The 13,864-nt window shown below is 45.6% G+C and carries 9 protein-coding genes; 7 read left to right on the forward strand and 2 right to left on the reverse strand.

Going from position 1 to position 13,864, the window contains the following annotated elements; translation table 11 throughout:
- The first annotated feature begins 14 nt into the window (after window positions 1-14).
- From JZY04_RS00970 to JZY04_RS01000, 7 genes are all read left to right on the forward strand, one after another.
- Complete coding sequence (locus JZY04_RS00970) at window positions 15-659, forward strand: GIN domain-containing protein (RefSeq protein WP_181996364.1); 645 nt, start codon at window positions 15-17, stop codon at window positions 657-659.
- Window positions 660-669: 10 nt separating this feature from the next.
- Window positions 670-1,968: an ABC transporter permease gene (locus JZY04_RS00975; RefSeq protein WP_122142444.1), complete on the forward strand. Its 1,299-nt coding sequence runs from the start codon at window positions 670-672 to the stop codon at window positions 1,966-1,968.
- 14 nt (window positions 1,969-1,982) lie between these two features.
- On the forward strand, window positions 1,983-3,227 hold the full coding sequence (locus JZY04_RS00980; protein ID WP_032536875.1) for an FtsX-like permease family protein: 1,245 nt from the start codon (window positions 1,983-1,985) through the stop codon (window positions 3,225-3,227).
- A gap of 96 nt (window positions 3,228-3,323) precedes the next feature.
- Window positions 3,324-5,936: an ATP-binding protein gene (locus JZY04_RS00985; RefSeq protein ID WP_122142443.1), complete on the forward strand. Its 2,613-nt coding sequence runs from the start codon at window positions 3,324-3,326 to the stop codon at window positions 5,934-5,936.
- A gap of 280 nt (window positions 5,937-6,216) precedes the next feature.
- Window positions 6,217-7,689, forward strand: a complete 1,473-nt coding sequence (locus JZY04_RS00990; RefSeq protein ID WP_005809422.1) for a TolC family protein — start codon at window positions 6,217-6,219, stop codon at window positions 7,687-7,689.
- Window positions 7,690-7,741: 52 nt separating this feature from the next.
- Window positions 7,742-9,091, forward strand: a complete 1,350-nt coding sequence (locus tag JZY04_RS00995; RefSeq protein ID WP_122142442.1) for a sigma-54 dependent transcriptional regulator — start codon at window positions 7,742-7,744, stop codon at window positions 9,089-9,091.
- A gap of 43 nt (window positions 9,092-9,134) precedes the next feature.
- Window positions 9,135-10,427 (forward strand): PAS domain-containing sensor histidine kinase, encoded by a 1,293-nt coding sequence (locus tag JZY04_RS01000; protein ID WP_005776288.1) that lies wholly within the window; start codon window positions 9,135-9,137, stop codon window positions 10,425-10,427.
- Here JZY04_RS01000 and aspD read toward each other — a convergent pair.
- The gene (gene aspD, locus JZY04_RS01005; protein ID WP_005809417.1) at window positions 10,416-12,059 is read right to left on the reverse strand and encodes an aspartate 4-decarboxylase; all 1,644 of its coding nucleotides are present in this window, start codon (window positions 12,057-12,059) and stop codon (window positions 10,416-10,418) included. The genes JZY04_RS01000 and aspD overlap by 12 nt on opposite strands.
- 41 nt (window positions 12,060-12,100) lie before the next feature.
- Window positions 12,101-13,798, reverse strand: a complete 1,698-nt coding sequence (gene aspT / locus JZY04_RS01010; protein WP_122142441.1) for an aspartate-alanine antiporter — start codon at window positions 13,796-13,798, stop codon at window positions 12,101-12,103.
- Between the last annotated feature and the right edge of the window lie 66 nt (window positions 13,799-13,864).

The following is a 13,864-nucleotide window of genomic DNA, read 5'->3' on the forward strand; positions in this document are numbered from 1 at the left end:
AAAATTAGGAAACGATGAAAATAAGAGTAATGTTAGTGGCTTTAGCTCTCACAATGGGGGCAACTTTCAATATGATACAGGCTCAATGCAGTGATGATTGCCAATGTGGTAAAACTACCGGAAGTAAGGGAATCATTGTTGATAACCGTAAAGTTCCCGATTTTTCTTCTATCCGTCTGGATGCAGTCGGAGATATCATTTTTGCACAGTCCGATCGTTGTTCTGTTCGGATAGAGGGCCCGCAGAGATATGTATCCGAAACTACAACGAAAGTGGAAAAAGAGACTTTGGTGATTGGATATAAAGAGAATAACAGCAATTCCAAAAATGTTAAACTGTATATTGCCGCTCCTGATCTGAAGAGTGTAAAATTGCAGGGAGTAGGCAGCTTCAATTGCCGGACCGCACTTCGGTTGGATCAATTGAAGATAACTCTTTCGGGAGTAGGCGGTGCTGAAATTAGTGATTTGGTTTGTGAAACTCTCAAAGTACGGTTGGATGGTGTAGGCAGTGTCAATATCCGGGTGGATTGTGATGAACTGACAGCTCGTGCCGACGGTGTAGGAAGCATGACCCTGAAAGGTAAAGCCCGTAAAGCCGATATTTCTAAAGGTGGAGTCGGAGGGGTTAATACACGCGGATTGAAAGTAGGAGAATAAAAAGAACACAATGATTAAACAATATTTCAAGCAGGCCCTGTCGCAACTGAAGCAACAACCATTGTTGACTACGATAAGTGTGCTGGGCACTGCACTGACCATTTGCCTGATTATGGTAGTGGTGATGCAACAGCAGATAAAGACGGTTCCTTTTGCTCCTGAAAGTAACCGGAACCGCTTGTTACACGTCAAACAGATGAGTGTAGGCAACAAAACCTGGAGTGACGACGGATCAAGTAACGGTCCAATGGGAATAAAAACGGCGAAGGGATGTTTCGAAGGATTAAAAACTCCCGAAGAAGTCAGTATATATAGTATTCCCGGGACGATGCAGGTTTCTTTGTCGCGGGGAGTGCGTACAGGAGTTGATGCACTTGAGACAGACGGAGCTTTCTGGCGTATATTCGACTTTTCGTTTGTCGACGGCAAACCCTATTCGGATGCTGAAGCTAAATCGGGTTTGCCCGTGGCTGTTATAACAGAAAGTGTGGCCCGCCTTCTTTTCGGTACTGCTACAAATGTGGCCGGGAAAGAGATTTTTGTGAACGATGCCCCTTACCGGTTAAGCGGAGTCGTGAAAGATGTCTCTTCAATGGCTTCGACGGCTTATGCACAGATATGGGTCCCATATCTTTCAACTAATATCACAGGAGGGGATAATGTATGGAGCGATGGTATCATGGGAGCAATGCGGGTTGTGATTCTGGCTCGTAGTTCTTCTGATTTTGATGCGATTCGGGCAGAGTGTGAACGACGTCGTTTGGCGTATAATGCCGGATTGGGAGATTATTTTGTTTTTTACCGGGGGCAGCCGGATGACCAGTTGACCATGTCACAGCATAAGTGGGCAAATGAGCAACCGGATATGGCGGGTTATTTTCGCCAACAAGTGATCATTTTCCTTATTTTGTTGTTGGTTCCTGCCATTAACCTGAGTTCGATGACTCACAGCCGCCTGCGACAGCGTGTGGCGGAGATTGGCGTGCGCCGTTCGTTCGGTGCTACCCGCGGAGGGGTGATGGGACAGATTGTTGCCGAGAATTTAGTGTTGACTTTAATGGCGGGTGTTGTAGGATTATTGTTCTGTTTGCTGATCTCCTATGTGTGGGGCGGTACACTTTTTGCCGATTCACGGCTGATGTATCTCAATACGGCTCCGGTCATTGAGTGGAAGATGCTTTTCAAACTCTCTACGTTTATTTATGCTCTGCTCTTTTGTCTGCTGCTAAACTTGCTCAGCAGCGGGTGGCCGGCTTGGCGGGCATCCCGGATGTCAATCATAAATGCTCTTAGCGGAAAACTCACTTAAACACTACATGAACGATGAATAAGAAATTATTAAAACAAATAGTTAATGAACGGCGTTCGAATGCGTGGTTGTTCGTGGAGTTACTGTTAGTAAGTATTGTGCTTTGGTATGTGGTCGACTATATGTTTGTCACTCTTTATACTTATTTTGAGCCTCGTGGTTTTGATATAGAGAATACTTACAGGGTTGAATTTAATTATCTCACGGAAAAAAGCCCCGATTATATAGCCGGCCGTACGGAAGAGGAAAATAATGCCGATATACGTGAGTTATTAGATCGTTTGCGTCGTCGTCCCGGAGTAGAGGCAGTCAGTATGTCACAAAATTCTTTTCCTTACAATGGCAGTAACAGTGGTATGGAAGTACGTCTGGATACTATGGAAAGAAAGTATAATATCCGGCGGTGGGTAACCCCTGACTTTTTCCGTGTATTCCGTTATCGGGGAGCTAACGGAGAAACACCGGAACAATTGGGAGCTTTGCTGAAAGAGGGTACTTTTATGGCATCGCGTAATCTTTTTGAATCCCGTTATCATATAGACTTAAAAGATTATATTGGCAAAGAATTTTGTTTGGATCAGGATACAGCTCGGGGTACAAAGTTGTCTGCCGCACTTGAAGTGATTCGTTACGATGATTTTTCGGCCGCTTGCTATAGCCGGTCGGTAGTAATATTATTGCGGGAGGATCAATTGGCATATGGCAATGAAATCTGTCTGCGTACCAGTGATGGTGAACCTGCCGGATTCGCCGAACGGTTAATGAAAGACGCACCATCCCAATACAGAGTGGGGAATGTCTTTTTATCGAAAGTAAATTCATTCCAAAATATTCGTCGTACTTTCCAGTTAGACGATATGAATACTTTACGAAACTATTTGGTGGGGATGGGCTTTTTGCTGCTTAATATCTTCTTGGGATTGTTGGGCACTTTCTGGTTCCGGACGCAGCAGCGTAAAGGAGAGATGGCTTTGATGATGGCGGTAGGCGGCAGCAAGAAAAGTGTCTTTTTCCGTTTGCTCAGTGAAGGCTGGTTCATGCTGCTTCTGGCCACTCCGTTGGCACTGGGCATTGACTATTATATTGCCAAAAGCGAACTGACACCTTCGTGGCAATTCTCCACGTTCACTGTCGGGCGTTTTGTGTTGTGCGAATGTATTACTCTGCTGTTGATGGCATTGATGATATTGGCCGGCATTTGGTTCCCGGCCCGTCAGTCCATGAAAATTCAGCCGGCAGAAGCACTGCGTGAGGAATAAAAGCTTATTGCAATAAATCGTAATCTATCTGCGTTGTTTTCAAGATTATAACGTATATTTGCGTCCATAATCCTGATACAACGCAGCTTTTTTACTATGAACAGACCATCGTATACTATATTTCTTATATCTATCTTTTTATTTCTCACAGAAATATCCACTGCTGCGGAACGTATTTATAATGTTCTTTTCATTCAGTCGTATGCTTCCGAAACACCTTGGCATGGCGATTTGGCCAGGGGATTGAAAGAAGGATTCAGCGAATCTGGACTGAAAGTGAATGTGACAACAGAATTTCTGGATGCCAATTTCTGGACTTATCAGTCAGAGAAACTTATTATGCGGCGTTTCTGCGAACGAGCCCGCGAACGGGGAACGGATTTGATTGTTACTGTCAGTGACGAGGCTTTTCATACTTTGTTGACTTGCGGGGATTCATTGCCTTTACAGTTGCCTGTTATCTTTTTTAATATAAAATATCCGGAAGGCAGTCTGATCGATTCGTTACCCAATGTGTGTGGATATACGGCAAATCCGGATTTCGGGGAGCTGTTGAGGCAGGCGAACCGCCTTTTCCCGAGTCGGACGGAAGTAGTTTGTATCTCTGACAACAGCCTTCTGAGTTCTAAAGGAAGAGACGATTTTATGAACGAATGGAATGGCTTTGTGAAAGAGCATCCGGAATATACGGTAACTTTCTATAATTCGCAAACGGATACAACCAACAAAATCATAGCTTCCACATGTTATCCGCGCAATACGCACAGGACACTGATTATTGCCCCTAAATGGTCGCCTTTTATGTCATTCATCGGACGTAATTCAAAAGCTCCTTTCTTTTCGTGTGAAAATCTTGCATTGACTAATGGCGCCTTCGGGGCTTATGATGCCGATTCATATACTTCTGCACGTGAGGTGGGGCGGACAGCTTCCGATGTGTTACGTGGGAAGACTCCTTCGGAAGTGGGTATTATTGAATCTCCCTTGAATTTTATGTATGATTTCAAGCAGTTGGTGTTTTTCAAGGTAAATCCCAAGCAGGTGCAGGCTATTGGAGGAACCATTATCAACGAACCATACGGAGAGAAATATCGTTTGCTCTATATCTTACTGTATAGCTCGATATTAGCTTTACTGGTGTTTTTGATAGTGTGGCTGTATCGCATCAACCGTCGCGAATCCCGTCGGCGCATCCATGCCCAGACCCGTTTACTGATACAAAACCGGTTGGTTGCCCAACGTGATGAATTCGATAATGTATTCCATTCTATCCGTGACGGTGTGATCACGTACGATACCGATCTCCGTATTCATTTTACGAATCGTTCTTTACTGAAAATGCTGCATTTGCCTAAGGATGAAGCCGCGCGTCCTTATGAAGGATTACCGGCAGGCAGTATCTTCAAGATTTACAATAATGGTAAAGAGATTCTCCGTTCCATGCTCGAGCGGGTGGTAACTGAAGAGGGCAGTGTGGTCATTCCCGAAAATTCGTTTATGCAGGAAGTCCATAGTGGCAGCTATTTCCCTGTTTCGGGTGAGATCGTTCCTATCCGGGCACATGGTAAAATCACCGGAATGGCCCTTTCGGCCCGTAATATATCGGATGAAGAGATGCAAAAACGTTTCTTTAGTATGGCGGTGGACGAAAGCTCCATCTATCCCTGGCAGTATAATATCCGTACCGGTTTATTTACTTTTCCTGCGGGCTTTCTGGTACGCTTCGGATTTGCAGAGAACAAGACTACCATTTCACGGAATGAGATGGATCGGATGGTTCATCCGGACGATCAGGAGTTGGCGTTCGAACTCTTTAACCGTGCATTGGCAGGCCTGAGCCAGAGTACCCGTATGAGTTTCCGCCAGCTTAGCGGTGACGGCAGATACGAATGGTGGGAATATCGTACTTCGGTGCTTGCAGGACTTACGACAGACACACCTTACAGCATTCTGGGCGTATGTCAGAGTATACAGCGCTATAAGACTACCGAAGAGCAATTGACCGCAGCCCGTGATAAAGCACTTCAGGCAGATAAGCTTAAATCGGCATTCCTTGCTAATATGAGTCACGAAATACGTACCCCGCTGAATGCCATCGTGGGCTTCTCCGATTTGTTGAGTGATACCAGTGGATTTACCGAAGAGGAGGTAAAGTTGTTTATTGAGACAATCAATAAAAACTGTGGTCTGTTACTGGCACTTATTAATGATATTCTCGATTTGTCCCGTATAGAGTCCGGTACGATGGATTTCCAGTTTGCCGGGCACAATCTTCCGTTATTGATGAAGAATGTATACGATTCACAACAGTTGAACATGCCTTCCGGAGTTCGGTTGGTATTGAAGTTGCCGGAGAATAGTAAAAAATATCTGGTGACGGATAATGTCCGCTTGCAACAAGTGGTGAATAACCTGATAAACAATGCTGCCAAGTTTACAACACAAGGGGCGATCACATTCGGTTATACGGAGGAAGAGCCGGGATATACTTCTATTTTTGTAGAAGATACCGGAAAAGGTATTTCGGAGGATGGGTTGAGGCATATCTTCGAACGTTTCTATAAAGTCGACAGTTTTACCCAGGGAGCCGGGTTGGGACTGAGTATTTGTCAAACCATCATCGGACGTTTGAATGGAGTCATCACGGTTACTTCGAAGGAAGGAAAGGGAACCCGTTTCACAGTTCGTTTGCCGGATACTTGTGAATAAGTACACCGGGGGCGTCCGTCTGCGGACAAACTGTTCATTTTCGGACAGAAGAAGGAGGATTGATTTTAGACGGTGAACGATAAACGGTGAAGGATGAACAAAAGGAGTGGTGGATGACGAACAGGAGAAGAGTGACCAGGAGGGAAGTGGAGTGAGGATTATCATACACTGAACTCTTTCAAATGAATGTTTATGTTATATAGCGAGCTAGAGTGATCGCTGCAACACTCAATATTTGGCACAGGGTTTGCTTTTCTGCCGGTAAATAAACAAATTCTATATGAAACGATCTTTTCTACTCTCTGCTTTTGCCTTCTGTTCGTTGGCATTGAGTGCACAGGAAACACGGGAGATTACCTTGAATGAAGCCATTGCATTGGCGCGTACACAGTCTGTAGATGCAGCCGTTGCTCTCAATGAGTTGAAGACAGCTTATTGGGAATACCGTACGTTCCGTGCCGATTTGTTGCCGGAAGTAAATTTCAGCGGAACTTTGCCAAGCTATGGAAAACAATATAACAGTTATCAGAATGAAGACGGCTCTTACTCCTTTGTCCGCAGTAATAAGTTAGGGCTGAACGGTACGCTTTCCATTGATCAGAATATCTGGTTTACGGGTGGTAAGATAGCCCTGTCTTCTTCACTCGACTTTGTGAAACAGCTGGGGAGTGGTGGAAACCGGCAGTTTATGTCCGTGCCTATCGCTTTACAATTGACTCAACCTATCTTTGGAGTGAATGATCTGAAATGGAATCGCCGCATTGAGCCGGTTCGTTATGAAGAGGCAAAAGCAGCCTTTATCACTGCTACAGAGACTGTAACCATGAACGCGATCACTTACTTCTTTAATCTTCTGCTGGCTAAAGAAACTCTGGGAACCGCCCGCCAGAATCAGATAAATGCAGATCGCTTGTACGAGGTGGCCGGAGCGAAACGAAAGATGGGGCAAATTTCCGAAAATGAGCTTTTACAATTGAAACTGGCTGCATTGAAAGCCCGGGCTGCCGTTACCGATGCACAGAGTAATCTGAATGCAAATATGTTCCGGCTGCGCTCTTTCCTGGCAATAGGAGATGATCAGGTATTGGAGCCGGTAATACCGGAATCAGCACCCGATCTTAAAATGGAATACAACAAAGTGCTGAATAAAGCATTGGAGCGCAATTCTTTCGCTCATAACATACGTCGCCGGCAGTTGGAAGCTGATTACGAAGTGGCTACCGCACGTGGCAATCTTCGTAGTATCGATCTTTTCGCAAACGTGGGATATACCGGACTGAATAAGGATTTCTCTGCTTCTTATCAAAAATTACTCGATAACCAGGTGGTAGAGGTCGGTGTGAAGATTCCAATTCTTGATTGGGGAAAGCGTCGTGGAAAAGTGCGTGTAGCCAAGAGTAACCGGGAAGTTACCTTATCCAAAATACGTAAAGAACAAATTGACTTTGATCAGGACATCTTCCTGCTTGTAGAGAATTTTAATAATCAGGCACAGCAACTTTCTATTGCCAATGAAGCGGATAAGATTGCACAGCAGCGTTATAAAACCAGTATTGAGACTTTCCTGATAGGTAAAATCAATACACTCGACCTGAATGATGCCCAGAATTCGAAAGATGATGCCCGGCAGAAACATATCAATGAACTCTACTGGTACTGGTATTATTTTTACCAGCTCCGCAGTCTGACGCTGTGGGACTTCCAGAATAATACACCACTGGAAGCCGATTTTGATGATGTTGTGAAGAATTAGTTTGGTTTTAACCCCAAAAAGAGTAGTTTTGCAAATCAAAAAAATAACACTTATGCTTTTAATTATAGATGATGATAGTGGAGTTCGTTCCTCGTTGAGTTTCATGCTGAAACGTGCCGGTTACCAAGTGGTAACTGTACCCGGTCCGCGTGAGGCGATGGAAGTAGTCCGTTCGGAAGCTCCTTCTCTGATTTTGATGGATATGAATTTTACACTTTCCACTTCCGGAGAAGAGGGATTGACCCTTCTTAAGCAGGTCAAGATCTTTCGTCCGGATGTTCCTGTAATTCTGATGACTGCATGGGGTAGTATCCAACTTGCCGTACAGGGAATGCAGGCCGGTGCATTCGATTTTATCACCAAACCCTGGAATAATGCCGCATTGCTGCAACGCATAGAGACTGCTTTGGAGCTTACTGCAACTCCGAAGGATACACTTCAGGAGCAAAGCGGTTCATTGAACCGGAGCCATATTATTGGCAAGAGCCGCGGATTGACAGAAGTGTTGAATACGGTGGCTCGTATTGCACGAACCAATGCTTCGGTATTGGTCACCGGTGAGAGCGGAACCGGTAAAGAACTGATAGCCGAGGCTATCCACATCAACAGTCAGCGTGCCCGTCAGCCTTTTGTGAAAGTCAATCTTGGAGGAATATCCCAGAGTCTGTTTGAAAGTGAGATGTTCGGTCATAAAAAAGGAGCCTTCACAGATGCCACTTCCGATCGTATGGGGCGTTTTGAGATGGCGAATAAAGGAACTATTTTTCTGGATGAAATCGGCGATCTCGATCCCTCATGCCAGGTGAAACTGTTGCGGGTATTGCAGGACCAGACTTTTGAAGTACTGGGTGACAGCCGTCCGCGTAAGACGGATATACGGGTTGTTTCGGCTACCAATGCCGACTTGGCCAAGATGGTAAGCGAACACACTTTCCGTGAAGATCTGTTCTATCGCATTAACCTGATAACCATAAAACTTCCTGCGTTGAGAGAGCGCAGAGAGGATATACCGTTACTCGCCAGACACTTTGCCGATCGTCAGGCTGAGATCAACAACCTACCCCGTACGGAGTTTTCGTCGGATGCATTGAACTTCCTGAGTCGTTTGCCTTTTCCGGGCAATATCCGTGAGTTGAAAAATCTGGTGGAGCGTACGATTCTGGTCAGTGGCAAGGAAGTGTTGGATGCAACCGATTTCGAGAGTCAGTACCAGCGACATGATGAAAGTACGTCAACTGCCTCTTCGTTTGCAGGAATGACACTCGATGAAATCGAAAGACAGACAATTCTTCAGGCATTGGAGCGTTATAAAGGGAACCTGAGCCAGGTGGCTACAGCGTTAGGTATCAGCCGTGCGGCATTGTACCGTCGTTTGGAGAAATATGATATCAGTGATAAGTGACTCGTTGCTTATCATTACTTTTTAATCGTTAATCATCAATCACATGCCGGTAAAAGGATTTTTCTTCATACTTATCTTTCTGTTGTTTTCCATCATGGGCTTTCTGTTCTATGTATCCGAAACCATTGTGGCGAAATATCTCTATATCGCAGAAGGGTTGATGCTGTTCCTCGTTTTATATCTGATTTTGTTTTACCGGAAGATAGTGAAACCAATGAATACGATTGGCAGTGGTATGGAACTTTTGAGAGAACAGGATTTCAGCAGCCGCCTGAGCCACGTAGGTCAACAGGAAGCCGATCGGGTAGTGAATGTGTTCAACCGTATGATGGATCAACTGAAAAACGAGCGTCTCCGGTTGCGTGAACAGAATCATTTTCTTGATCTGATGATTAACGCTTCACCTATGGGTGTTGTCATTATGACACTGGATGAAGAGGTATCCCAACTAAACCCGATGGCGATGAAGATGATGGGAGTCCGTCCGGAAGAAGCCGAAGGCAGGAAACTGTCTGAGATCGATTCGCCGCTTGCCATAGAACTGGCTGCCATTCCGAAGGGAGAAACCAGCACCGTGCGACTGAATGATTCAAATATCTATAAATGTACTCATTCTTCGTTTGTGGACCGCGGCTTCCAGCATCCTTTTTATCTGATGGAAGGATTGACAGACGAAGTGATGAAAGCAGAGAAAAAGGCATACGAGAAAGTGATCCGTATGATTGCGCACGAAGTGAATAATACGACGGCAGGGATTACTTCTACACTGGATACAGTCGAACAGGCATTGTCAGAGTCGGATGGTATGGAAGATATTTGTGATGTGATGCGTGTCTGTACGGAACGTTGTTTTTCTATGAGCCGTTTCATTACCCGTTTTGCCGACGTGGTGAAGATTCCCGATCCCCGTCTTACTCCGATCAACCTGAATGACCTTGCATTCAGTTGCAAACGCTTTATGGAGGGGATGTGCAATGACCGGAATATCCGGTTACAACTGATATGTGATGAATCATTGGACGATGTGAAACTGGACGCCTCCCTGTTTGAGCAGGTATTGGTGAATATTATTAAAAATGCGGCTGAAAGTATCGGGAAAGACGGTCAGATTACCATCCGCACCTCATCACCTGCTGCTATCGAAGTGGTGGACAATGGGCCCGGCATAACAAAAGAGACTGAAGCAAAGCTCTTCAGTCCCTTCTTTTCTACCAAACCCAACGGACAAGGTATCGGCCTGGTCTTTATCCGTGAAGTTTTAAGCCGTCATGGCTGTACGTTTTCATTGCGTACATACGCTGACGGACTGACAAGATTCAGGATCTTATTTCCGTGATTCCTGCCATCTCTGGGCATATTCATCCAGTATCCGTTTGATTCCCTGGCCTATTTTGACATAATCCTTTTCATTCAGGTTGGCAAGTGATACACGTACGCTCCATTCCGGTCCGGCAAAACCGCCACCATTCAGCAATACCAATGAGGTTTCGTTGGCGAGGCGGAAAACAACATCCAATGGGCTGTACGTTTTCTTGAGGTAGTCTACAAACTCTTCTCCGTAGAATATCTTAGCCCACACCAGCATATCTATCTCACTATAATATCCTACACGCAGCGGATCGTCCACCAGTGAGAATCCGGTATTATCCCACAGAGCTTTCAGGCGTCTCCGGATGATCTCCTGCATCTTGTTTTTATACCGGTTCTCTTTATCCAGTATGGCGAAAGAAGCGAAGAGGCTCATCTGCGTCTGTTGCGGCAGAGACAATCCGGCTGTATGATTGAGCGCCACTTGCCGGCTGTCGGCTACCATGCGGTCGATGAATTTTAATCTTTCGGGGGCAAGGGTCAGACTGGAGTAACGCTTATTGAGGATTGCCTTTTGTTCTTCCGGTAAGTGGGCTATCATCCGGTCAAAAATATTCTCTTCGTGCAGAGCGATTACGGCATCGCGCCATCCGGTAGCCCCGAAATATTTGGAGAAGGAATAGACGCACAAAGTATTTTGCGGCAGTTCGGCCATCAGCGAGCGGAAATGCGGACTGAATGTACCGTATACATCGTCTGTGATAATCATCAGGTTCGGATTGTCTTTCTTCACGATATCTACAATCCGTGCGGCAGTTTCAGGACTCAGTGTATAACTGGGTGGGTTACTGGGATTGGTAATGAAGAGTGCTTTGATCTGCGGGTTTTTCAGGCGGTCTATATCTTCGTCTTTGTATTGCCAGGTGTGCAGCCCGTCTGCTGTCATCTGGTCCGCAGATATTTCCGTAACGTTAAATTCATAGCGTCTCAATTGAGGGATTTCAATATAGGGGGTGAAGACAGGTACCATCAAGGCGATTCCATCTCCTTTATTGAGCAGGAAGTTTTCTTGCAGAGAGTCGAAAACGTAGCACATGGCTGCCGTACCGCCTTCGGTGGCGAACAAATCGTATTTGCCCTTTGGCGGACGACTGTCGCACATTTCCTGTGCCAGATAGTCTTGTACAATCATCTCGGTAAACTGGAGGATGCGGTCCGGTACCGGATATTGGTCACCTATTACCCCTTCTGCCCATTCGTGGACAAGGGTGTCTGGGTCGGCGGCATGTTCCAGTAACATGTATTGATAGGTTCCTTTTAATAGTTCCGCACCCGGCTGGCTATGATTGGTTTTGAGAAAAGTCTCAAAGCGGGCGGCAATCCCGTCTTTTTGCGGGATACCGGCAATTCCTTCCGGCAAGTACATCACGTGCCGACATTCTTCCAGTCCGAATTTACCTAAAAGGAAGAAAGCTTCACGTGGAGTGGTGGCAATCCAGTTCGGGTTTCCACGTCCGGCATTCAGCATGGTATGAGCTATCTTTTTGATGCTCTCATCAGCCATTTCAATTAGTCTGTTTTTCAGTTCGAAGGGACTGATACTCTCCATCTTTTTAGCAAAACTTTTAGTTACTGCTCCGTTGTTTTCATTACTTTTCATTATTATGTCAGGGTTATGTTTAGTTAATATCAAAATCTATTTTACATGAGTAACACAATTACGACTCCCCAGATAATCAGGAGAGTATTTCCCACAGCATACGTCACTGTATATCCCAAAGCGGGAGTCTCGCTTTCAACAGCTTCCTGGATGGCACCTAATGCGGCGGTAGTAGTACGTGCACCTGCTGTGCATCCCAATATCAGTGCCGGGTGGAATTTGAAGAGATACTTTCCCATAAGTATGCCTACTATCAGAGGAATGGAAGTAGCCAGTGCGCCTACAATGAACAGGCTTAGCCCCACTTCTTTGAATCCCTGTACGAAGCTGGGACCTGCAGCGATGCCCACGACAGCAATAAACATGTTCAGACCTACGTTGTCCAGTATCCAGAGAGCAGGTTCGGGAATACGTCCGAAAGTCGGATGTTTGCTGCGTAGCCAGCCAAAGAACAATCCTCCGATCAATGCGCCTCCACTGGTGCTGAGACTGATGGGGACACCACCCATGTGGATACTCAGGGCACCTATCAGTCCTCCGATCAGAATACCCAGACCAACGAAAATCATATCTGTCTGGTTGGTTGGACGGTCGGCGTACCCCATTTTTTGGGCAGCTTCATCCACTTCGTGTTTGGTCCCTACCAATTCGACAATATCACCTGCATCCACAATGGTTTGAGGCAGTACCGGTATATCGATACCCGCCCTTTTGATACGGCGTATACTGACACCGTGCATGAATTTCTGTGAACGTATTGAACTTATTTTTTCTCCGGCAAAGGTTTTCCGGGTTACCATGACGGGCAATACTTCAGCCGGAAAGTCCAATAACTGAGGATCCAGTACCTCGGGGCCGATCCAATCTTCCTCGCCGATAACATATTCACGGCGACCGCTCAATACCACCTCATCCCCTTTCCTGAGAATCAGGGTCGGGGTGATTTCTTTTACGATAACTCCGGCTTGTCTGACACGTTCGACAAACAGGTGCTTGTCATTCTCCTGGAAATAGCTTTCAAGATCTGATACCCGTTTTCCGTCACCAAACCACTCATTATCTACTTTATAAGCCCGAAAAGTCACCGGACGTGCAGCGGGCATAAAGCCGGGTTGATCCGCTTCGCTATTCCCCATTTTAGCCTCCAATTCTTTACAGGCGGCTTTTACTTTATCGAGTCCGCCCAATAACTTGGGACCGAGAGAGCCCAATACCCATGCCGAACCCGCCGTACCGAAGATGTAGGTTACGGCATATGATACCGGGATAATATTATTATAAGCCTCTTTTGTTTCAGGAGATATGTTTAGTTCATTGATCGTATCTCCTGCCACGCCTATGACAGCCGATATCGTCTGTGAACCGGCCAGTAATCCGGCTGCTTCCCCTACATTGTAACCCATAATTTTAGCCAATATCCAGGGAATAATCAGACAGAATACACACATGATGGCAGCAAATCCCATTTGGGGGAGTCCGTCCTTTTTCAGTCCCCGGAAAAACTGCGGACCGACTTTATAGCCGATAGCGAATAAAAAGAGTAAAAAGAAAACAGATTTAATGGGGCCGTCGACCGTAATGTTCAATTGCCCCACAAGGACACCTACCAGCAATACGCTTGTAACGACACCCAGGCTGAACTTTCCGATTTTTATTTTGCCAATCCAAAACCCTACGAAAAGGGTCAAAAAGATGGCAAGCTCGGGGTGAACCCTAAGTTGATGAATAATCCAATCCATAGTTAATTTGTTTAGGTTTAAATTCTCATTAAAAACAGCTTGTACAAGAAAGTGTTTTGTTAAACG

Origin of the sequence: Bacteroides sp. 11BF, assembly GCF_019633765.1 — a bacterium.
GTDB lineage: Bacteria > Bacteroidota > Bacteroidia > Bacteroidales > Bacteroidaceae > Bacteroides > Bacteroides hominis.